21 protein-coding genes are annotated in these 20,723 nt (G+C 66.3%); 11 read left to right on the forward strand and 10 right to left on the reverse strand.

Annotated elements, in window-relative coordinates:
* The first annotated feature begins 10 nt into the window (after window positions 1–10).
* Genes ACQPZ2_RS36255 through ACQPZ2_RS36270 form a run of 4 tightly spaced genes read left to right on the forward strand, consistent with a single transcriptional unit; the run spans window position 11 to window position 3,804 of the window.
* The gene (locus tag ACQPZ2_RS36255; RefSeq protein WP_433522530.1) at window positions 11–934 is read left to right on the forward strand and encodes an SDR family oxidoreductase; all 924 of its coding nucleotides are present in this window, start codon (window positions 11–13) and stop codon (window positions 932–934) included.
* The gene (locus ACQPZ2_RS36260) at window positions 931–1,806 is read left to right on the forward strand and encodes an amidohydrolase family protein (protein WP_433522531.1); all 876 of its coding nucleotides are present in this window, start codon (window positions 931–933) and stop codon (window positions 1,804–1,806) included. The genes ACQPZ2_RS36255 and ACQPZ2_RS36260 overlap by 4 nt, the downstream gene beginning before the upstream one ends.
* A complete protein-coding gene (locus ACQPZ2_RS36265; protein ID WP_433522532.1) occupies window positions 1,803–3,317 on the forward strand; it encodes an acyl-CoA synthetase in 1,515 nt (504 codons plus the stop codon). Before ACQPZ2_RS36260 ends, ACQPZ2_RS36265 begins: the two co-directional genes overlap by 4 nt.
* Before the next feature lie 28 nt (window positions 3,318–3,345).
* A complete protein-coding gene (locus ACQPZ2_RS36270; RefSeq protein WP_433522533.1) occupies window positions 3,346–3,804 on the forward strand; it encodes a MaoC family dehydratase in 459 nt (152 codons plus the stop codon).
* Between the two features lie 9 nt (window positions 3,805–3,813).
* Here ACQPZ2_RS36270 and ACQPZ2_RS36275 read toward each other — a convergent pair whose 3' ends face one another.
* Entirely contained in the window at window positions 3,814–4,629 is an 816-nt protein-coding gene (locus ACQPZ2_RS36275; RefSeq protein WP_433522534.1) for an Fpg/Nei family DNA glycosylase, read from the reverse strand.
* A gap of 216 nt (window positions 4,630–4,845) precedes the next feature.
* A complete protein-coding gene (locus ACQPZ2_RS36280; protein WP_063044643.1) occupies window positions 4,846–5,319 on the reverse strand; it encodes a ribose-5-phosphate isomerase in 474 nt (157 codons plus the stop codon).
* Window positions 5,320–5,755: 436 nt separating this feature from the next.
* Between ACQPZ2_RS36280 and ACQPZ2_RS36285 the strand changes: the two genes are divergently transcribed.
* Window positions 5,756–6,898 carry a M48 family metalloprotease gene (locus ACQPZ2_RS36285; protein ID WP_433522535.1) on the forward strand — a complete coding sequence of 381 codons (1,143 nt, stop codon included), beginning with the start codon at window positions 5,756–5,758 and terminating at the stop codon, window positions 6,896–6,898.
* A gap of 8 nt (window positions 6,899–6,906) precedes the next feature.
* Here ACQPZ2_RS36285 and ACQPZ2_RS36290 read toward each other — a convergent pair whose 3' ends face one another.
* The gene (locus ACQPZ2_RS36290; RefSeq protein ID WP_063044640.1) at window positions 6,907–7,551 is read right to left on the reverse strand and encodes a mycothiol-dependent nitroreductase Rv2466c family protein; all 645 of its coding nucleotides are present in this window, start codon (window positions 7,549–7,551) and stop codon (window positions 6,907–6,909) included.
* 181 nt (window positions 7,552–7,732) lie between these two features.
* Here ACQPZ2_RS36290 and ACQPZ2_RS36295 point away from each other — a divergent pair, with 181 nt between their 5' ends.
* From ACQPZ2_RS36295 to ACQPZ2_RS36310, 4 genes are all read left to right on the forward strand, one after another.
* Entirely contained in the window at window positions 7,733–8,980 is a 1,248-nt protein-coding gene (locus ACQPZ2_RS36295) for an NAD(P)/FAD-dependent oxidoreductase (protein ID WP_433522536.1), read from the forward strand.
* A gap of 97 nt (window positions 8,981–9,077) precedes the next feature.
* Window positions 9,078–9,476 (forward strand): YciI family protein, encoded by a 399-nt coding sequence (locus tag ACQPZ2_RS36300; protein WP_433522537.1) that lies wholly within the window; start codon window positions 9,078–9,080, stop codon window positions 9,474–9,476.
* A gap of 9 nt (window positions 9,477–9,485) precedes the next feature.
* Window positions 9,486–10,715, forward strand: a complete 1,230-nt coding sequence (locus ACQPZ2_RS36305; protein ID WP_433522538.1) for an RNA polymerase sigma factor — start codon at window positions 9,486–9,488, stop codon at window positions 10,713–10,715.
* A gap of 699 nt (window positions 10,716–11,414) precedes the next feature.
* Complete coding sequence (locus ACQPZ2_RS36310) at window positions 11,415–11,891, forward strand: NUDIX domain-containing protein (protein ID WP_433522539.1); 477 nt, start codon at window positions 11,415–11,417, stop codon at window positions 11,889–11,891.
* Window positions 11,892–12,026: 135 nt separating this feature from the next.
* Here ACQPZ2_RS36310 and ACQPZ2_RS36315 read toward each other — a convergent pair whose 3' ends face one another.
* Window positions 12,027–12,410 carry a hypothetical protein gene (locus ACQPZ2_RS36315; RefSeq protein WP_433522540.1) on the reverse strand — a complete coding sequence of 128 codons (384 nt, stop codon included), beginning with the start codon at window positions 12,408–12,410 and terminating at the stop codon, window positions 12,027–12,029.
* Window positions 12,411–12,507: 97 nt separating this feature from the next.
* Window positions 12,508–13,344, reverse strand: a complete 837-nt coding sequence (locus tag ACQPZ2_RS36320) for a phosphoribosylaminoimidazolesuccinocarboxamide synthase (RefSeq protein ID WP_433522541.1) — start codon at window positions 13,342–13,344, stop codon at window positions 12,508–12,510.
* A 137-nt stretch (window positions 13,345–13,481) separates the two neighbouring features.
* Between ACQPZ2_RS36320 and pepN the strand changes: the two genes are divergently transcribed.
* Window positions 13,482–16,064, forward strand: a complete 2,583-nt coding sequence (pepN, locus tag ACQPZ2_RS36325; RefSeq protein ID WP_433522542.1) for an aminopeptidase N — start codon at window positions 13,482–13,484, stop codon at window positions 16,062–16,064.
* A gap of 69 nt (window positions 16,065–16,133) precedes the next feature.
* On the opposite strand, the gene ACQPZ2_RS36330 is transcribed toward pepN, so the two are convergent.
* From ACQPZ2_RS36330 to ACQPZ2_RS36345, 4 genes are all read right to left on the reverse strand, one after another.
* The gene (locus ACQPZ2_RS36330; RefSeq protein ID WP_433522543.1) at window positions 16,134–16,598 is read right to left on the reverse strand and encodes a DUF5130 domain-containing protein; all 465 of its coding nucleotides are present in this window, start codon (window positions 16,596–16,598) and stop codon (window positions 16,134–16,136) included.
* Window positions 16,585–16,860, reverse strand: a complete 276-nt coding sequence (ctaJ, locus tag ACQPZ2_RS36335) for an aa3-type cytochrome oxidase subunit CtaJ (protein WP_063044630.1) — start codon at window positions 16,858–16,860, stop codon at window positions 16,585–16,587. Before ctaJ ends, ACQPZ2_RS36330 begins: the two co-directional genes overlap by 14 nt.
* Window positions 16,861–16,921: 61 nt before the next feature.
* The gene (locus ACQPZ2_RS36340) at window positions 16,922–18,526 is read right to left on the reverse strand and encodes a glycoside hydrolase family 13 protein (RefSeq protein ID WP_433522544.1); all 1,605 of its coding nucleotides are present in this window, start codon (window positions 18,524–18,526) and stop codon (window positions 16,922–16,924) included.
* A gap of 134 nt (window positions 18,527–18,660) precedes the next feature.
* Complete coding sequence (locus ACQPZ2_RS36345; RefSeq protein WP_433522545.1) at window positions 18,661–19,065, reverse strand: globin; 405 nt, start codon at window positions 19,063–19,065, stop codon at window positions 18,661–18,663.
* Between the two features lie 291 nt (window positions 19,066–19,356).
* Here ACQPZ2_RS36345 and ACQPZ2_RS36350 point away from each other — a divergent pair, with 291 nt between their 5' ends.
* Window positions 19,357–19,962 (forward strand): HNH endonuclease, encoded by a 606-nt coding sequence (locus tag ACQPZ2_RS36350; protein ID WP_433522546.1) that lies wholly within the window; start codon window positions 19,357–19,359, stop codon window positions 19,960–19,962.
* 183 nt (window positions 19,963–20,145) lie between these two features.
* Here ACQPZ2_RS36350 and ACQPZ2_RS36355 read toward each other — a convergent pair whose 3' ends face one another.
* Window positions 20,146–20,706 carry a helix-turn-helix domain-containing protein gene (locus tag ACQPZ2_RS36355; RefSeq protein WP_433522547.1) on the reverse strand — a complete coding sequence of 187 codons (561 nt, stop codon included), beginning with the start codon at window positions 20,704–20,706 and terminating at the stop codon, window positions 20,146–20,148.
* Window positions 20,707–20,723 lie beyond the last annotated feature (17 nt).

The raw sequence follows: 20,723 nt of genomic DNA on the forward strand, positions 1-20,723 counted from the left end.
AACATTGCATATGGATCTCACCGGCAAAGTCGCCATCGTCACCGGCAGCGGCCAAGGTCTCGGCCTCGCCTACGCCAAGGCGCTGGCCGCCGCCGGCGCGGCGGTCGTGGTCAACGATGTTGCCGCGGACCGCGCCGAGAAGGCCGCCGCCGAAATCGCCGAAACCGGTGGCCGGGCACTCGCGGTACCGGTCGCCGTCGGCACCACCGAGGCCGCGCAGACACTGGTCGCGACGGCCGTCGACGCGTTCGGGCGACTGGATGCGATGGTGACCAATGCGGGGATCCTGCGCGACAAGGTGCTGTGGAACATGTCCGACGACGACTTCGACGCCGTCATCCACGTCCATCTGCGCGGCACCTTCACCTGCGTTCGGGAAGCGGTCCGACACTTCCGTCAGGCCGGTCACGGCGGGCGGGTCGTGCTCGCCGGATCCCCCGCCGGGCAGCGCGGCAATTTCGGTCAGACCAACTATGCGGCAGCCAAAGCCGGTATCGCGGCGATGGCGCGCACCTGGGCGATGGAATGCGCGAAGGCCGGAGTCACGGTCAATGCGATCATCCCCAACGCGGCAACCGCGATGACCGAGACCATTCCCTTCCTCGCCCCTTACGTCGAGGGAATGAAGAACGGCGAGCCGATCCCCTCGGTGGTGCGCCGCGCGGCCTCGTTCGGCACCCCGGAGGATGTCGCCGGACTGGTGGTTTTCCTGGCTTCCGACGCGTCCGCCGATATCACGGGCCAATGCATCGGGATCGGCGGTGACCGGTTGTCGCTCTGGTCGCATCCGAGCGAAATCCGCAGCGCCTTCCTCGACGGTGGCTGGACCGCCGACGCGATCGCCGAGGCGTTCGACTCCTCGATCGGTGAGCAGCTCGAAACCTACGGCATCCCGCTGCCCAAGATCCCGACCACCGCGCAGCAGCTGTCATGAGTCTGGACCTGGACCAACTAGTCGCGATCGACGTGCACACGCACGCCGAAACCGATGGCTGCGGCCACTATTCGCTACCGGACCAGCTCCGGGCGGGCGCCGACGCCTACTTCGGCGCCGAATCCGGCCCGCCGACCATCGACGAGATGGCCGCTTACTACCGGGAACGTCGCATGGCCGCGGTCGTATTCACCGTCGACGCCGAAGCAGCGCTGGGCCATCGGCGGATCAGCAATGAAGACATCGCCGCCGCGGCCGCCGCGCACAGCGACGTCCTCATCCCGTTCGCCAGTATCGATCCGGCCAGAGGGAAGGCGGGATCGACCGAAGCCCGGCGACTGGTCGTCGAGCACGGGGTCCGCGGCTTCAAATTCCATCCGAGCGTGCAGGCTTTCCGGCCCGACGATCGTGCCGTCTACCCGCTCTACGAGACCATCAGCGAACTCGGCGTGCCCGCCCTGTTCCATTCCGGTCAGACCGGAATCGGCTCGGGACTCCCCGGTGGCGGCGGCATCCGGCTGAAATACTCCAACCCGATGCTGCTCGACGATGTGGCCGTCGACTTTCCGGATCTGACCATCATCATCGCGCACCCCTCGTTTCCCTGGCAGGACGAAGCGCTGGCCGTGGCCACGCACAAACCCAACGTCTATATCGATCTGTCCGGGTGGTCGCCGAAATACTTTCCGCCGCAACTGGTCAAGTATGCCAACAGCCTGCTCAAGCGAAAGGTGTTGTTCGGCTCGGACTTTCCGCTCATATCTCCGGATCGGTGGATGAAGGACTTCGAGCAACTCGATGTCAAGGACGAGGTCCGTCCCCTGATCCTGCGTGAAAACGCCATCACCGCATTGGGATTGAGGTCGACATGATGGACCAGGGAATCGGCTCGTGGCCGCGTCGGCGGGCCCGGATGGAGCCCGATGCCATCGCGCTGATCCAGCAGGATCGGCGCGTCGACTACGCCACCCTCGCCGATCGCGTGGACTCCCTCGCCGCGACCCTCGCCGATTTCGGCGTCAAGCCGGGCGACCGGGTCGCCTACCTCGGACCCAACGACATCGCGACCTTCGAAACACTCTTCGCCACAATGCATCTCGGTGCCATCTTCGTGGCACTCAACACTCGGCTGGCCGCGCCGGAGATCGCCGGTCTACTCGACGATGCCGACCCGACTGTGTTCGTCGTCGGTGCCGACACCGGTAGCGATGCGCTCGCACGAAGCTCCGCCGCTCCCCGGCTGCTGCGCTTGGGCGAGGAGTACGAGAACGCGATCACCGACCACACCGGCTGGACACCGCCCGCCCACCCGGTCGGACTCGGCGATCCCGCATTGATCCTCTACACCTCCGGCACCACCGGCCGCCCCAAGGGCGCCGTGCTCACCCACGGCAATATCGTCTGGAACACCCTCAACCAATTCGCCCATTTCAGTCTCGGCCGCGACGATGTCAGCTTGTGTTCCGCGCCGCTGTTCCACGTACTCGGACTCGGACAGATCACACTGCCGACCCTCTACGCAGGCGGAACCGTAGTAGTCATACCGAAATTCGATCCCGGCGAGTTCCTTGCCACCATCGAGCGCAGGCGGGCCACGGTTTTCCCGCTCGCCCCGACCATGCTGAAAATGCTGTGCGAGGCGCCGGAGTGGGAGACCACCGATCTGTCGAGCGTCCGCTGCGTCGCCTTCGGCGGCTCCCCCGTCCTCGAACACGTGGCCAAGGCGTGGCTGGCCCGCGGCATCCAAGCCCTACAGGGCTACGGCATGACCGAGGCCGCACCCGGCGTGCTCATGGCACTGCGCCACGGCGCAGACGCACATCCGGTATCCGCGGGTGTTCCGCACTTCTTCACCGACGTCGCGCTGCTCACCCCGACCGGCGAGATCATCGAAGGACCCGGCCAGGGCGAGCTACTCGTCAAGGGCCCCAACGTCTTTGCCGGATACTGGAATCGACCTGACGCCACCGAACAGGCGTTCATCGACGGCTGGTTCCGCACCGGCGATATCGTCCGCATCGACGATGACGGCTGGGCGCACATCGTCGACCGTGTCAAAGACATGATCATCTCCGGCGGCGAGAACATCTACCCCGTCGAGGTCGAGGCGGCCATCTCCCGCCTGGACGGCGTCTCCGATTGCGCTGTGGTCGCGGTGCCGGATGAGCGATGGGGTGAGGTCGGATTGGCGTTCATCGTCGTCCGCGCCGGTAACGCAATCGACGAGGACGCGATTCGCACCCATCTCGAAGCGAATCTCGCCCGATACAAGATCCCGAAATATTTCATCTTCCGCGAGCAGCTGCCACGCAATGCCCTCGGCAAGCTCGAGCGCCTGCGACTCCGCGGCGACGCTCGCCAAACGCGCGGACTGACACCGTAAATCCACAACAACCGAAGGAGCGCGCCACATGGCGACCACCGTCGACAAACCCACCGACCTACTCGACCTCATCGGCACCGAACTCGGCAGCAGCGACTGGCTCGAGATCCCGCAGCGCGATATCGACATGTTCGCCGAGGCCACTCACGACGAGCAGTGGATCCACGTCGATGTCGAACGCGCGAAGACCGGCCCGTTCGGCGGCACCATCGCCCACGGCTACCTGACCCTGTCGCTGCTCATTCCGCTCTGGTCGCAAATACTCGTCATCGAAAACCGCGGCATGGCAATCAATTACGGCCTCAACAAGGTCCGATTCCCAGCCCCCGTCCCCGCCGGTTCCAAGGTCCGCCTCACCGCCACCCTCACCGACGCCACCGACCTCGGCGACGGCGACGTCCAAGTCACCGTCGACGCCGTCATGGAACGTGAAGGCGCCGACAAGCCGGTCTGCATCGCCCAGATGGTGCACCGCTACTTCCGGTAGAGCTGCGGCTCAGCCCGCCTGACAAGTGGGGCACCAGAAGAGGTTCCGGCCCTCCAGCACAGTGTGTGCGACGGGGGTGCCGCAGAGGCGGCAGGGGGCGCCGGGGCGGCGGTAGACGTAGGTGCGGGGGCGGTCGACCGCGTAGGAGGGTTCGCCGTGGTCGTGTTCGGGGCGGACGACGACCATCTTGCCGACCCGAACGCCCACCCGCATCAGCGCGACCAGATCGGTCCACATCGCGTCCCACTCGTCGGCAGTGAGCGCGGTGCCCGGTCGCTGTGGCGAAATACCGTGCCGGAAAAGCAGTTCCGCGCGATACACATTGCCGACACCGGCGAGTACCTGCTGATCCATCAGCAGTGCGCCGATGGGCCTGCGCGAGCGATGAATTCGCCGCCAGGCCCGTTCGGGATCGGCGCCGCGCCGCAGTGGATCCGGGCCGAGCCGTTCGGTCAGTGCCGTCACCTCGGCGTGGGTGTACACCTCGCAGGCGGTCGGTCCGCGTAAATCGGTGCCGTACAGGCGATCATCAGCCGACGCGTCACCGACGATCCGCATCCGCACCTGCCCGACCGGCTCCCCCATCGGCAGCGGCACCTCGGTGAACACCCCGTACAACCCGAGATGCACATGCACCACCAGACCCGACTCGTAGTGGTGCAGAAGGTGTTTGCCCCACGCCTCGGCGCGCGTCAGCACCTGTCCATCGATGCGCGCGGCACCGGAGGCGAACTTGCCCTGCGGACTGGAGACGCGCACCACTCCCCCGGCAAAGCGCCGCTGATGTAGACGCGCGAGCCGATGCAGTGTGTGCCCTTCAGGCATCGAAGGTCGAAATCCTCTCCGGTCCGCCGACGCGCACGGCAGGGACGGCGGCCAGTTGCTTCGAGCTCGAAACGCACACCACATCGCCCGCGAAGCGCCGTTGCCGCGGCCGCGCAAGCCGGTGCGGCGTATAGCCCTCAGGCATCGAAAGTAGCGATCCTCTCCGGTCCGCTATCTCGCTCGACTTGCGAGACAGCGGATTTCGCCAGTGGTGCGTCAGTAGGCCGGAACGGCCGGGGCCACACCGGACTTCTCGTACTCGGCCAGGATGTCGATGCGGCGCTGGTGGCGCGGCTCCTCGGACCATTTGGTCGAGACGAACGCGTCCACGATCGCCAGCGCCTCCTCGGTGGAGTGCATGCGGCCGCCGATGCCGATCAGCTGGGCGTTGTTGTGCTCACGGGCCAACTGGGCGGTCTCCACGCTCCAGGCCAGGGCACAGCGGGCGCCGGGCACCTTGTTCGCGGCGATCTGCTCACCGTTGCCGCTGCCGCCGAAGACCAGCCCGAGGCTGCCCGGATCGGCGACGGTGCGGCGGGCCGCCTCGATGCAGAAGGCGGGGTAGTCGTCGAGTGCGTCGTACTCGAGGGCGCCGCAGTCGACGACCTCGTGGCCCGCCTGCTCCAGATGGGCCTTGACGTGATTCTTCAGTTCGAAACCGGCATGGTCGGCACCCAGGTATACGCGCATGGCTGCGATTGTGTCAGGCGTGTTTCGCGCGGCACGCGGTGGGCGGCACCACTGTCATGGTGCACCTGGCGACACCATCGACTCGGGATTGCGCTCCCTCGTGGCAACGGGCCCGCAACGCGATCGTTGATGGCAGAAGTTCACCGCTGTGGCTGGCCATCTCGATCGGCCACGGCCGGCCTGCTCGGTGCGGCAACCGGCCAGGCGAGCGCCGCGCCGACTGTCGATTGCCTGTGGGCGGGATCCGGCCAGGCGCAAGGCGCGACAGTGGTGGCCGGTGGCTCGACCTTCCGTGCGAGTGTCGCACCACCGGGCATTAACACCACCGGCCGCCACGGCGAATCGACAGGTATGTCAGCAGTGTTCGCGGCCACCAGCGCCGACCGCACGGCAACAGCCCGAACCTCGTCCCCGGCAAATGAATAGAGTTCTTCGCATGCAGCCGCACGACTCCCAGCCGCCCCAGCAGCCGGGCGGACCCGCCGATCCCTATCCCGCTCTCGGCGGATGGGCGCAGGCTCAGGACGCGACCGCCACACCGAACGATTCGCCGCAGTACCCATCGACGCCGCAATACCCCACCGCGCCGTACCCCGGATTCCCCACACCCCACTACGGACCCGCACCGTACGGATACGGTGTGGCTCCGGTCCCGCCCGGTACACCCCCGCAGCGGCAGCCGCGCGGCCTGTCCCCGTACGGCATGCCCGCGCGGCACCCGTGGGAGATTCCGCTGCTGGTCGTCGTCTGTGTGATCACCACGCTCGCGATGCTGATCGCGGTGGCGGTGTGCATCGATCTCGTACTGGATGGGAAGCAGCCGAATATCTACCTGATCATCCTGGTCTTCGCACCGATCGTGGTGTGGTTCCTGCGCGGTATGGGCTACGCGGCCATGCGGGTCAACGGCGTCAAGATGTCGCCGACCCAGTTTCCGGAGGGCTATCAGCTGGTGGTCGAGGCGGCGGCCCGATTCGGAATGGCCAAGGTGCCGGATGCCTATGTCGTGCTCGGCAACGGCCAGATCAATGCCTTCGCCTCCGGTCACGGGTTCCGGCGTTACGTCGCGGTCTACAGCGATCTGTTCGAAATCGGCGGCGCCGCACGCGAACCCGAGGCTCTCGCCTTCATCATCGGTCACGAGGTCGGGCATATCGCGGCCGGGCACACCTCGTACTGGCGTCAGCTCGGCATGTTCGTGGCGCCATCACTCCCGATCATCGGTAGCTCATTGATCCGGTCCCAGGAATACACCGCCGACAACCACGGCTATTGCAACCGGCATGTCGGCGCACCGGGCGCCATGGGCACCCTCGCGGCGGGCAAGTACCTGAACAAGTTGGTGGGCTTCGATGAGATGGCCGATCGAGCCGCGGTCGAGAAGGGCTTCTTCGTCTGGATCAGCAATGCCATGTCCTCGCATCCGGTGCTGACCTGGCGGATGTGGGCACTGCGCGACCGCAGCAGGCACGGCAAGCTGTTCTGGCGACCGAACCGACCGGCCGGTGCGCCACCGGCCGGTCCGTACCCGAGCAGCTATGGCGAGGTTCCGGCGTTGCCGCCGAAACCCGTGCCGTAGGTCTGCGGTCAGTCGAAGGACGGATCCTCGGTCCGGGTCCGCTTCAGCTCGAAGAAGTGCGGGTAGTCGGCCAGCGTGACCGCCGCGTCCCACAGCTTCCCGGCCTCCTCACCGCGCGGGATCCGCGACAGCACCGGACCGAAAAAGGCATTGCCGTTGATGTGGATGGTCGGGGTGCCGACATCCGGACCGACCTTATCCATGCCCTCGTGATGGCTCTTGCGCAGCGCCTCGTCGAATTCGGTGCTCTCGGCGGCCGCGGCGAGTTCGGCGGGCAGGCCCACCTCGGCGAGCGAATCCGCGATCACGGCGGCGAGGGTTTCCTTGCGGGAGTCGCGTGTGTACTCCTCGCGACGGTTGTGGATGCGGGTGCCCATCGCGGTGTAGAGCGGGGAGAGCACCTTGTCACCGTGCTCCTCGGCGGCGGCGATGGCGACCCGGACCGGACCCCAGCCGGTGGCGAGCAGCTCCTCGTACTGCGGCGGCAGCCCCTCCCTGCCCTCGTTCAGCACCGACAGGCTCATCACGTGGAAACGGGCTTCGATATCGCGGACCTGCTCGACTTCGAGAATCCAGCGGGAGGTGATCCAACACCAGGGGCACAGCGGGTCGAACCAGAAATCGGCAACGTTCTTGGTGGTCGTCTCGCTCACAGAGCTGTTCCTCTCCATCGCACGCTCGTAACGCGCGGATTCGCCGCGCCACTATCCGTGGCCAACCACGCGGGCGCGCGATTCGTTCCCGGACCGGACGCCCGATTTTCCGAAAAGGCGGCCCGAGGTCCCAGTAGGGTGACACGCAGGCGTCCGGTTCCCTCCCGAAAAGGAGTCCGTAATGACCTCTGATCAGCATTTCGTCATCGTCGGCGGCGGGCTGGCCGCGGCCAAACTGGCGGAAGCACTGCGCGCCAACGATTTCGCCGGAACCGTGACGCTGATCAGCGCCGAGGATTACCTGCCCTATGAGCGACCACCGCTGTCCAAGGAACATCTGCTCGGTAAGAAATCACTCGAGGAATTCACCGTCGATCCGGGTCAGTGGTACCGCGATCACCATATCGACGTCCGGCTCGGCACCGAGATCGGCGCGATCGATCCGAGCGCGAAAACCGTGACGCTGCCGGATGGTTCGACCCTCGGCTACGACAAGCTCGCACTCGCGACCGGCTCGACACCGCGCCGCCTGCCGATTCCGGGCATGGATGCGCGCGAGGTGTACACGCTGCGCACCATCGGCGATTCCGACAGCCTGATCGAGCTGTTCGGCTCGGCCCGGCGGCTGGTCATCATCGGGGCGGGCTGGATCGGGCTCGAGGTCGCCGCGGCCGCACGCGCCGCCCAGGTCGAGGTCACCATTGTCGAATCCGCCGAACTGCCGCTGTTGGCGGCGCTGGGCCCCGAGATGGGTGAGGTCTTCGCGGATCTGCACCGCGACCACGGCGTCGACCTGCGATTCGGCGCGCAGGTCGAGTCGATCACCACTCATCAGGCCGGGGCGATCACCGCAAGTCAGGGAGGGGTGGAGCTGGCGAGCGGGGTCCGGCTCACCGACGGCACCGTGATCGAGGGCGATGCGGTACTCGTCGCGGTCGGCGCGCGGCCGAATATCGAACTGGCCGCGAACGCGGGACTGGCGACCGACGGCGGCGTGCTCGTCGACGCGAGCCTGGCCACCAGCGACCCGGATATCGTGGCGGTCGGCGATATCGCCGACGCGCAGCATCCGGTGCTCGGGCGCCGAATTCGGGTGGAGCACTGGGCGAATGCGCTCAATCAGCCCGCCGTCGCGGCGCAGACCATGCTCGGCAAATCGGCTTCCTACGAACGCCTGCCGTACTTCTTCACCGACCAATACGACCTGGGCATGGAGTACACCGGATATGCCGCGACCGGTGAGTACGCGCGGGTGGTCGTGCGCGGTGATGTGGCGAAGCGCGAGTTCGTCGCGTTCTGGCTCGATGCCGAGAACCGGGTGCTGGCAGGGATGAATGTGAACGTCTGGGATGTGACCGACCGGATCAAGGAGTTGATCGGCCAGCAGGTCGATCCGGAAAGGCTCGCAGACACCTCCGCGCCGCTGTGATGTGAATCACTATCAAGGATGCGTCGAATCGGCGCACCCAGCTCCGACCTCATCGCGAGCGCGCCGCCGGGGCGCACCGCAGGCTAGGAGACCGGAAATGAAATACATGCTGCTCAAGACCTATGGTCCCGCCGCCAGCTGCGACGTCCCGATCACCGAGTGGACGCCGGAGGAGATCGAGGCGCATATGGACTTCCAGCGGGCGCTCGGCGCGGAGCTGGCCAAGACCGGTGAACTGGTCGACGCGCAGGGCCTGGCCGGGCCGGACGAGGCACGACTGGTCAGTTCGGACGGGCGCTCGGCGCCGGTCGTCACCGATGGGCCGTTCCCGGAAACCAAGGAGTTCCTGGCCGGATATTGGATTGTCGATGTGGAAAGTCCGGAGCGTGCGCTGGAGATCGCCGCACAGGCGTCGGCGGCCCCCGGACCGGGTGGTAAGCCGATCGGCGAGTACATCGAGGTGCGCGCGGTGATGGGTGCCCCGGCGACCGAGTAATAGTTGTCCATGCACGGAGCACCGCCCATCGAGGACCTGTTGCGCGAACTCGCGCCACAGGTCCTCGGCACGTTGGTACGCCGATTCGGCGATTTCGACACCGCCGAGGACGCACTGCAGGAGGCGATGCTCGCGGCGGCGGCCCAATGGCCCGCCGATGGGTTGCCGGAGAATCCGCGGGCGTGGTTGATCCAGGTCGCGCAGCGACGGATGGCCGATACGGTGCGCGCCGAGGTGGCCCGGCGACATAGGGAGACAACGGTTTTCGAGCGCGACGTGCCCGATGCCGAGGCCATCGATCGTGACGACACGCTCGCCATGTTCTTCCTCTGCTGCCATCCGGCACTGTCGTCCGCGAGTGCCATCGCGCTGACATTGCGTGCGGTCGGCGGGCTCGGCACGGCGGAGATCGCCAATGCCTTCCTGCTGCCGGAAACGACCATGGCACAACGGATTACGCGTGCGAAGAAGAAGCTGGCCACCCTCGACCGCCCGTTCGCCCGGCCCGGTGACGCGCAATGGCACGAGCGGCTCGGTGCGGTGCTGCATGTGCTGTACCTGATCTTCAACGAAGGGCACACCAGCACCGCGGGACCCGACCTACAGCGCACCGACCTCTCGAACGAGGCGATCCGCCTGACCAGGTCGATCCATCGGCTGCTCCCCGACGACACCGAGGTCACCGGGCTGCTCGCGCTCATGCTGCTCACCGACTCCCGCCGGGCCGCCCGCACCGGCGCGCACGGTGAATTGATTCCGCTCGCCGAACAGAACCGCGCGCTGTGGGATCGCAATCTCATCACCGAGGGCATCACGTTGACGACCGATGCACTCGCCTCGGGTCTCACCGGTCCCTATCAGATCCAGGCCGCGATCGCCGTACTACACGCCGAGGCGCTGCGTGCCGAGGACACCGATTGGCGTCGAATCCTGGCCCTGTACAACATAATCGAGCGCATCTCGAAGAACCCGATGGTCACTCTCAACCGCGCCGTCGCCACCGCCATGGTGCACGGCCCCGCCGCCGGTCTCGAACTCGCCGACACCCTCGAAGACCAATTGGCGGGCAATCACCGCCTCGACGCCGTCCGCGGCCACCTACACGAAATGGCAGGCGATTTCGCCGCAGCCATCACCTGCTACACCTCCGCCGCCAACCACACCACCAGCCTCCCCGAACGCGACTACCTGACCCTGCGCGCCGCCCACCTGCGCCACGACGCCTTACCTCCAGCCTGAAGCCGGTCGGTTGTCATCGTTCACTCCCAGGCAACCCGAATGCATTCGCCGCCCCTCGACCCACCGCGGGCGCCGATGCGGTCGGCCTACTGTCCTATCGGATAAACCTGGCCACGTATTGGACATCCAGCTCTACGCACGGGACGCCGCGATGCTATGGCCTTCGGAATGATGATCGGCAAGGGGTTCCATCGAAAACCATTGGAGGGCATCCAGTCCGACAAGAACGATCACTGGTTCATGAAGAAGAACAGCGAAGGACTCTCGGTTGCTGACCGATCGCTGATGCCGGACGGAGCCGAGTCTCAACGCCTACATCGACCAGGAGCCTCCAGACCGGCACAGTGAACGCGGAAGCGGCGCGGATCGAGCCAGCGCGAATTGGCAAGCAACTCTGGCGTTTCACCGTCTGTACGTCGCAAACGTTGGTGTACGCGACGACTCGCCCGGCGAGACCGAGGATGCGCTGAGTTCGGCGCGTGCGGCAGCAGACCGGATCGGCCGCGAGGTGCTGTATGACCCGAATCCGAACAGGTTGTTCGGGCCTGTGACGGTCGCGACCACCGGCAGCGAGAAACCACAAGTCAGCGTGAAAACCCGCGACGGACGGCAGGTCCTGGCCGGGCCACTCGTGGCCTGACCGAGAACCCGACGCGGTCCCCTTCCGAGCGGACGACGGCAGGCGGCAGACTGCTCGGTGTGGCAGGCAAATTCAGTGCTGGGATTCTGTTGTTCCGTCGGACCGCCGGTGATACCGAGGTGCTGATCGGGCATATGGGTGGGCCGTTCTGGGCGGGTAAAGATGCGGGGGCCTGGTCGATTCCGAAGGGTGAGTACGAACCGGAATACGAGAGCGCCGAGGTGGCCGCGGCGCGTGAGTTCCTCGAGGAACTCGGGTTGCCGGTGCCCGATGGCGAGCGGGTGCCGTTGGGCGAGGTTCGCTACGGCAGCGGCAAATCCGCCAAGAACCTCACCGTCTGGGCTGTCGAGGGCGATCTGGACCCAGCCGCCGTCGTCCCCGGCACCTTCGAAATGGAATGGCCACCCAGATCCGGCCGCCTCGCCACCTTCCCGGAAATCGACCGCGCCGAGTGGTTCGGCCTCGCCACCGCGCACGACAAACTGGGTGCGGGCCAGCGGCCTTATCTCGAGCGACTGGCCGGACACCTCGTCTGACTGGCCCCGGACAGCGAACACCCCGCCTCAACCGGGCACCCAACCGGCTGCGACAACCGGGCACCCGCACCCATCAACCACCGCACGTCCCCAACAGCAACCGAGCACCACTGACCCACTCTGATGGGGCCAGCCTCACCAGAGATGCAGGAAACTCCGGACATCGTCGAGACCATCGAGTGCCCGTCCGTCCACGTCCGACGGATCCACCTCAGCACGCGCCGCCAAGGACCGCACCAGCGCAACGGACTCATCGCTGAGCTGTCCGAACCGTCGAGCGGTATGTCCCAGGCACAGGCCTGCCAGCCCGAGCAGCGGGCTACCCGGCACCGCCCGCATTCCGGCCTGCACGCACCAGTGCTCGACGAACTCCCGATCGTCGTCGTTCAAGGCACTCCCCACCAGAGCATCCGCCGCCTCGGGCTCATGCGCCCGGTCTGCGAGCGCCCGCTCCAACACCCCGACTACCACGTCATGCGGCAGGGCAGCAGGATTGTGGAAGATCAGATGTGAATGCACGCCACGAGATTACCCATTCCAGCGCGGCGCCCCAGGCCCTTGGCTCGGCCGGGCGAACGTTGTCGGCTGCGGCGCTGGCGAGCCCAGCCGCCTATGGTCAGCGCGGCGCGCCACTCCAGGTCTGCCCGGTAATCAGCTCGTATGCCTCCATGTACTTCTGCCGAGTGGCGTCGACGATCTCGGCGGGGATCTCCGGCCCCGGGTACTCCTTGTTCCAGCCCGTGGAGGTGGACCAGTCGCGGACGAACTGTTTGTCGAAGGAGCGTTGGGGGCGGCCGGGTTCCCATTCGGCGCCAGGCCAGAAGCGGGAGGAGTCGGAGGTCAGTACTTCGTCACCGAGGGTGAGAATGTCACCGTCCCAACCGAATTCGACCTTGGTGTCGGCGACTATGACGCCGCGCACGGCGGCGTGCGCGGCACCGCGGGTGTAGATCCGCAGCGTCAGGTCGCGCAGTTGCTCGGCGACCTCGCGGCCCTCCTGATTCACCACATCCGCGAAGGTGATGGGCTCGTCGTGGCCCTCGGAGGCCTTACTGGTCGGGGTGAAGATCGGCTCGGGCAGTATGTCGCCATCGCGCAGACCGCGCGGCAGTGCGACGCCGGAAACGGTCCCGGTGCGCTGGTATTCCTTCAGACCCGACCCGGTCAGATAGCCGCGCGCGATGCATTCGACCTGCACCATCTTCAGCGGCTTGACCCGGATGCCGCGACCAGCGAATTCCGCGGGCACATCGGTCGCGGAGACAACATGGTTGGGCACATCGGTGAAGAATTCGAACCACCAGTTGGACAGCTGGGTCAGCAGCGCGCCCTTTTCCGGGATCGGCGTCGGCAGCACCACGTCGTAGACCGATACCCGGTCCGACGCCACCAGCAGCAGGGTGTCGCCGTCCTCGTAGAGGTCGCGCACCTTTCCGGCGTGGATGTGCTTCACGTCGCAGCTCCGATCCTGGTCGATAGGGTTCAGGGGAAAAAGTCCCGCGCGGGCAACCTTACCGAGGTGGCATTGTGGTGAGTGCTGTGCCCGCCGGGGGCCGCCCGTGCATGTTCTTCGCACCACGAAGGAGTCCAATGTCCGCACCGAACCTGACTCGCGACCAGGCGATCGAACGCGCCTCGACAGTGCAGGTCGAGAACTATCGCATCGAGCTCGACCTGACCGACGGGACGGGGCAGCCGGGCGAGCAGACCTTCTTCTCCCGCAGCACGGTCACTTTCACCGCGACCGCGGGCGCGAGCACGTTCATCGATATCGTCGCCCGCGGGGTCCGCTCCGCCGTGCTCAACGACACGCCGATCGACGTCGCCGACTACGACGAAGCCAAGGGCATCACCCTCACCGGTCTGGCCGAGCGCAACGAACTCGTCGTCGAGGCCGACTGCGAATACTCCAATACCGGTGAGGGCCTGCACCGCTTCGTCGATCCCACCGATGACGCGGTCTACCTGTACTCGCAATTCGAAACCGCCGATGCCAAGCGCATGTTCGCCTGCTTCGATCAGCCGGATCTCAAGGCCAGCTTCGATATCAGCGTCACCGCCGCGCCGAGCTGGAAGGTCATCTCCAACTCCGCCGCGGTCGATACGCTCATCGCCGATCCCGGCAAGCACCTGTTCCGCACCACCCCCCGGATGAGCACCTATCTGGTCGCACTCATCGCGGGCCCGTACGCGGAATGGACCGACGCCTACACCGACGATCACGGCACCATCCCGCTCGGCATCTACTGCCGCTCCTCGCTCGCCGAACATATGGACGCCGAGCGCCTCTTCACCGAGACCAAGCAGGGATTCGGCTTCTACCACGGCAACTTCGGTGTGCCGTACGCCTTCGGCAAGTACGACCAGCTGTTCGTCCCGGAGTTCAATGCGGGCGCGATGGAGAACGCCGGTGCCGTCACGTTCCTGGAGGACTACGTCTTCCGGTCCAAGGTGACCCGTGCCTCCTACGAGCGCCGCGCCGAGACCGTACTGCACGAGATGGCGCATATGTGGTTCGGCGATCTGGTCACCATGAAGTGGTGGGACGACCTGTGGTTGAACGAGTCGTTCGCGACCTTCGCCTCGGTACTGTGCCAATCCGAGGCGACCGAATACACAAGTGCCTGGACCACTTTCGCCAATGTGGAGAAGTCCTGGGCCTACCGCCAGGACCAGCTGCCCTCCACGCACCCCATTGCCGCGGATATCCCGGACCTGCATGCGGTGGAGGTCAACTTCGACGGAATCACCTATGCCAAGGGCGCTTCCGTGCTCAAGCAGCTCGTCGCGTATGTCGGTCTGGAGCCGTTCCTCGCGGGTCTGCGCGCCTACTTCACCGAACATGCCTACGGCAATGCCACTTTCGACGATCTGCTGTCGGCGCTGGAGCAGTCCTCGGGCCGTGATCTGTCCGGCTGGGGCGCGCAGTGGCTCAAGACCACCGGCTTGAATATCCTTCGGCCGGATTTCGAGGTCGACGCCGAGGGCAAGTTCACTTCGTTCGCCGTGGTGCAGGAGGGTGCGGCACCTGGTGCGGGCGAACGTCGCGTCCACCGCCTCGCCGTCGGCGTCTACGACGACCAGGACGGAAAGCTGGTGCGCACCAAGCGCGTCGAGCTCGATCTCGATGCCGCCGAGCGCACCGACGTCCCCGAGTTGGTCGGCGTGTCACGCGGCAAGTTCGTACTGGTCAACGATGACGACCTCACCTACTGCTCGGTGCGCCTGGATGCCGATTCGCTCGACGTGCTGGTCAACCGCATCGCCGATATCGCCGAACCGCTCCCCCGCACGCTGGCCTGGTCGGCCGCCTGGGAGATGACCAGGCAGGCCGAATTCCGGGCCCGCGATTTCGTCGCCCTGGTCCAGCGCGGCATCGGCGCCGAATCCGAAATCGGTGTGGTGCAACGACTCCTGATGCAGGCCAACACCGCGATCGGCAGCTACGCGGATCCGGAATGGGCCACCACCACCGGCTGGCCCGAATACGCCAATCGGCTGCTGGAGCTCGCTCGCGAGGCCGAGGCGGGTTCGGACCACCAACTCGCCTTCGTCAACGCACTCACCGGCGCCAAGCTGTCGGACTGGCACACCGAGGTGCTGGGTGAACTGCTCGACGGCGATCCGGCGAAGGTCGGTCTCCCGGGTCTGATCGTCGACACCGATCTGCGCTGGCGGCTGGTCACCGCACTCGCCGCCGCCGGTGAGATCGACGCCGAAGGGCTCGCCACCCCCACGATCGATACGGAGTTGTCCAACGATCCGACCGCGGCGGGTAAGCGGCACGCCGCGGCCGCGGCGACGGCCCGTCCGATCGCCGAGGTGAAGGAGCAGGCCTGGACGACGGTGATGTCCGACGATTCGGTCCCGAATATCACCGCCCGCTCGATCGTCGGCGGCTTTGCGCCCAACGGCCAGGGTGAGCTGCTGACGCCGTACGTGGAGCGCTATTTCGCCGAGGTTCCCGGCGTCTGGGAGCGCCGCTCCAGCGAGGTCGCGCAGACCGTGGTCATCGGGCTCTATCCGGCGTGGGCGATCAGCGAGGAAGCCGTCGCGACGGCGGACAAGTTCCTCGCCGACGACCATCCGCCCGCGCTGCGGCGCCTGGTGATCGAGGGCAAGGCGGGCATCGAACGCTCATTGCGCGCCCGCGCCTTCGACGCCCAGGACTGAAACACCCAGCGCTGAAACACAAACGGCGCGTTCACCTCAACCGAGGTGAACGCGCCGGACGTGGAACGATCAGCGACCGATGGCGGCGGCCATCACGCGAACCGCGGAGACCAAGCCGTCGATGAGCTGGCCCTGCCGGAACGAGCTCAGCGCGGCGGTGACGCCGAGCTGGCAGACGCGGTCGTTGGCGCGATCGGCGACCTCGTGGCCGGAGCGCACCTCGATGGCCTTGTCATTGGGCGAAACCGCGATGAGCACCGAACGCGCGGCCTCCGGGGTCGCGGGGAAGACCGCGTCCGCACCGGCGGCCGGATCCGCGCCGAGATCACCGATGTAGATGTTGAAGCGCACCTTGGTCGCGCGGGTCGCCTCGCTGAGTACGTTGTCCATGGTGAGCCGCTCGTCATCGCTGAACGGGGCTTCCTTGAACACCGCGCCGGCCTCGTGCACACCCGAGACGCGGCCGCTGCTGGTGACCACCGAACCGTGCGGCAGTTCGGATTCGACTACCGCGGGCCAATTAGAACTTGCCACTTGCCCGGCCTCCGATCAGCTCCACGTCGGTGGATTCGATTGCCGCATGGTGCCCATGCGACGACTCAGCGTGGTGACCCGATCCGGTCACCTCGTCGGTAGCACTCCACAGCACGGGAGGCTGCGTCCACTTCTGACCGAGATCGAAGTGGACCGGCTTCTCGCCGGGCAGTGGCTTGCCGAGAAACGACAATCCGGCGATCGCGCCGTAGATCACCAGCGGGATGCCGAGGAAGATCAGCACTGTCTCGAGAATGCTCACGGAACAAAGGTAGACGATCCTCTGTAGTAGTTCGCGCTCTGGTCGAACTCGTGTTGTCCGGTCACACCAGCCAGGCGGCGGCATTCGCGGGCAACTGCCCGTTCACCGGTGGAGCGCTGACGAGCAGTACATCGCCCGGCGGCAGGGAGATCGGCACCGGGGATGCGTTCAGCACGCAGACCAGTCCACCCGGTCGACGGAAGGCCAGGCAACCCGACGGGCTGCCGTACCACTCGATCCGCAGGCCCGCGAATTCCGGTCGGACACCGCGTAATTCGATCGCCAGGCGATACAGCGACAGCGTGGAGCCCAGCGCCTCCAACTGCGCCTCGACCGACGACGACGCCCATTCCGGCGGTATCGGCAGCCAGGACCGCTCGGCCGTGGTGAAGCCGAACGGCGGCGTCGCGCCCTCCCACGGAATCGGCACCCGGCAGCCGTCGCGTCCGCGCTCGGTATGTCCGGAACGCTCCCAGACCGGATCCTGCAGCACCGCCTCGGGCAGATCGTCCACATTCGGCAGTCCGAGTTCGGCGCCGTTGTAGATGAAGACAGCACCGGGCAGCGCCAACTCCACCATCATCATCGCGCGCGCCCGCGCCACCCCGACCGGACCGCCGCCATAGCGGGTGACCTCGCGCTCGATGTCGTGGTTGGACAGGGTCCAGGTGGGCGAGGCGCCCACCGGCGCGACGGCCGCGAGCGAATTGTCGATCGCGGCCCGCACCGGATCGGCGGCGAATTCGGTCTCGGCGAGACGGAAATTGAAGGCCAGGTGCAGTTCGTCCGGTCGGACGTACTCGCCGAATCGGGTGTTGTCGTCGACCCACACCTCGCCGATCGAGACCGCGTTCGGATACTCGTCGAGCACCTTGCGGATGCGGCGGTGGATCTCGTGCACATTGGGATTGTTGAAGCGCGGATCGCTGTCGTCGTGCACGAGCATCTTGGTATCGACGCGCACCATATCGGGCAGTCCGTCCGGTTTGGCCATGCCGTGCGCGACATCGAGGCGGAAGCCGTCGACGCCGCGGTCGAGCCAGAATCGCAGCGTCTGCTCGAAATCGGCGGCGACCTCGGGATTCTGCCAGTTCAGATCGGGTTGCTCGCGCGCGAAGATGTGCAGGTACCACTGGCCGGGGGTGCCGTCGGCCTCGGTGATCCGGGTCCAGGCGGGTCCACCGAAGATGCTCGGCCAGTTGTTCGGCGGCGTGGCGCCGTCGGGTCCGCGGCCGTCGCGGAAGATGTAGCGCTCGCGTTCATGGCTGCCGGGTGCGGCGGCCAGTGCCGCGGCGAACCACGGATGCTGATCACTGGTGTGGTTCGGCACCAGATCCATGGTGACCTTGAGATTGCGGTCGTGCGCCTCGGCGATCAACTCGTCCATCGCCGCCATACCGCCGAACAGCGCGTCGATATCGCGCGGATCGGCGACGTCGTAGCCGCCGTCGGCCATCGGCGACCGCATCACCGGACAGATCCAGAGCGCGTCCACCCCGAGAAGTTCGAGGTAGCCGAGCTTCTCGCGAACTCCACCGAGATCGCCGATCCCGTCACCGTCGGAGTCCGCGAAGGATCTCGGATAGACCTGGTAGAACACGGCCGACCGCCACCAAGGTTGGGCGGTGCGATCCACCGACGCCGGCACGGCAGGTGTATCAGTCACATCCGCAATAGTGCCAAAGATTTTCGGTGAATTCGCCCAAGCTCAACTGTGTTCTGCGACATCCGGCAAATTGTCAGCGTTGCTCAACCCGAGCCGAAACCCCGGCGCTGACCCGGGAACTCGACGAAATGATCTCACCAAGCCGCATTCATCAGCGAATTTGCCGCCATCTCCAAATAGTCGAGCAATGCCTTGCGATGTTCGTCGTCCAGGATTTCCGGTTCGATTTCCGCCACGCCGATGTGCATGCAGCGCAGCCACGCGTCGCGCTCCACCGGACCGATTTTGAACGGCATATGCCGCATCCGCAGCCGCGGGTGCCCACGTTCGTCGGAGTAGGTGCGCGGCCCGCCCCAGTACTGCTCCAGGAACATGCGCAGGCGGCGCTCGGCCGGTCCGAGGTCCTGCTCCGGATACAGCGGGCGCAGCACCTCATCGCCCGCCACCTCGCGATAGAACGCCGCGATGATCCGCTGGAACGTCTCCGCACCACCGATCGCCTCGTAGAACGACGTGGCTGTCTGCTCGCCGGAACTCATCAGGTCCTCTCGATCGGGGCAATGTGCCGCCGTCCATTGTGCCCGCGTTACGAACGGGCGGCCCTTCAACCACAGTTCATCCGACATTGTGCGAAATCACCGTGCAATAGCAGGCGTTCCATGGTCAACTGGGTGGCAGTCTCTGCCGAGATACCACATGATCTTGATTACGAAGAAACCGGGGTCACTATGAAGCAGCGGCACGGCCGATCACATGAGGCCAGGACGCACCGACAACTCCAGCCCGCCGACGTCCACAATCGTGGGTCGGGGGCTACTCCGCTGCACATCTTGTCCGACCACCATCCGGGTGCCCATCGCACCGGTGAGCCTGCTCACCACATTCCACACCTCACGCCCGTCCAGAACGAGGCCGCCAGCTGGTTGAAGCGCCGGGTGCTGCTTCTGAATGCCACCTACGAGCCGCTCACCGCACTGTCCGCGCGCCGCGCCGTCGTACTTCTCATCTGCGATAAAGCCGACACCGTCCACCACGACCCCGAGGGTTCGGTGGTGCATTCCGCCGAGTCCGCCGTCACGATTCCCTCCGTCATCCGGCTGCGCAGCTATGTGCACGTGCCCTATCGCGCGCGCGTCCCGATGACCCGTGCCGCCCTCATGCACCGCGACCGCTACCGCTGCGGCTATTGCGGCGGGAAGGCGGAGACCATCGACCACGTCATACCGCGCAGCCGCGGGGGCGAACATTCCTGGGAGAACTGCGTCGCGAGCTGCGCGCCGTGCAACCACCGCAAGGCCGACAAGCTGCTCAGCGAGCTGGGGTGGACGTTGCGTTCGCCGCTGGTTTCGCCGAAGGGGCCGCATTGGCGGCTGTTGTCCACGACCGCCGATCTTGATCCGGTGTGGTTGCAGTATCTCGGTGAGGGCGCTGCCTGAAGCCTCGAGGCATGCGTGGCCTGAGCGGGTTTCGCATGTCCTCAGGCGAGATGTGCCGCGGCCGGAGGTCATGACGATCAGGATGTCGCCGTCGATCCTCCAGGGCGGGGCGCCCGCGATGTGTTCGGCGAGGTCGTCACCGGGCCGGAATTCCGGCAGCCCGGTGATCGCCGGACGAGCCGATCACGTGTATTCGACGACCAAGGTGGCCCAGGTGTCGGCTTCGAGGGCCTCGAAGACGTGCGGTGCGTCGCCCGGGTAGGCGATGTAGTCGCCGGGAGCTAGCTCGACGGGTGCGTCGATCGGGCCGACGAGCGCGCGTCCACTGGCGAGGAGCACGTGCTCGACCACGCCCGGGATATGCGGCTCCGATTTGCGCGCATGACCGGGTTCGGACGTGATGCGGAACAGATCACGGCGGGAGTTGGCCGGACCGGCCGCCAGCAGCGTTGCGCGGTACTCGGACTCGGCGGCGGCGACCACCGGCCCCTCCCCCGCGCGGATGACGTGAACGGTGGGCCGCGGCGGGTCGAGCAGCCGTGAGAAGGGCATATCCAGGGCGACGCACAGCGCCCACAAGGTCTCCAGGCTCGGATTGCCGGTGCCGGATTCCAGTTGGGACAGTGTGGATTTCGCCACACCCGCGCGGTTGGCGACCTCGGTGAGCGATAGCCCGGCGCGGGTGCGTTCGCGGCGCAGGGCAGCGGCGATCACCGCCTGTGGCGTCGTCGGACTCTGCTCCATTTCCGCTCCCGTCAAGT

The sequence above is a fragment of the Nocardia pseudovaccinii genome (genome assembly GCF_050942345.1).
Classification (GTDB): Bacteria; Actinomycetota; Actinomycetes; order Mycobacteriales; family Mycobacteriaceae; genus Nocardia; species Nocardia pseudovaccinii.

Coding starts and splice junctions, on each gene's coding strand:
- ACQPZ2_RS36255 (WP_433522530.1), top strand. CDS start 11: ATGGATCTCACCGGCAAAGTCGCCATCGTCACCGGCAGCGGCCAAGGT.
- ACQPZ2_RS36260 (WP_433522531.1), top strand. CDS start 931: ATGAGTCTGGACCTGGACCAACTAGTCGCGATCGACGTGCACACGCAC.
- ACQPZ2_RS36265 (WP_433522532.1), top strand. CDS start 1,803: ATGATGGACCAGGGAATCGGCTCGTGGCCGCGTCGGCGGGCCCGGATG.
- ACQPZ2_RS36270 (WP_433522533.1), top strand. CDS start 3,346: ATGGCGACCACCGTCGACAAACCCACCGACCTACTCGACCTCATCGGC.
- ACQPZ2_RS36275 (WP_433522534.1), bottom strand. CDS start 4,629: ATGCCTGAAGGGCACACACTGCATCGGCTCGCGCGTCTACATCAGCGG.
- ACQPZ2_RS36280 (WP_063044643.1), bottom strand. CDS start 5,319: ATGCGCGTATACCTGGGTGCCGACCATGCCGGTTTCGAACTGAAGAAT.
- ACQPZ2_RS36285 (WP_433522535.1), top strand. CDS start 5,756: ATGCAGCCGCACGACTCCCAGCCGCCCCAGCAGCCGGGCGGACCCGCC.
- ACQPZ2_RS36295 (WP_433522536.1), top strand. CDS start 7,733: ATGACCTCTGATCAGCATTTCGTCATCGTCGGCGGCGGGCTGGCCGCG.
- ACQPZ2_RS36300 (WP_433522537.1), top strand. CDS start 9,078: ATGAAATACATGCTGCTCAAGACCTATGGTCCCGCCGCCAGCTGCGAC.
- ACQPZ2_RS36305 (WP_433522538.1), top strand. CDS start 9,486: ATGCACGGAGCACCGCCCATCGAGGACCTGTTGCGCGAACTCGCGCCA.
- pepN (WP_433522542.1), top strand. CDS start 13,482: ATGTCCGCACCGAACCTGACTCGCGACCAGGCGATCGAACGCGCCTCG.
- ACQPZ2_RS36345 (WP_433522545.1), bottom strand. CDS start 19,065: ATGAGTTCCGGCGAGCAGACAGCCACGTCGTTCTACGAGGCGATCGGT.
- ACQPZ2_RS36355 (WP_433522547.1), bottom strand. CDS start 20,706: ATGGAGCAGAGTCCGACGACGCCACAGGCGGTGATCGCCGCTGCCCTG.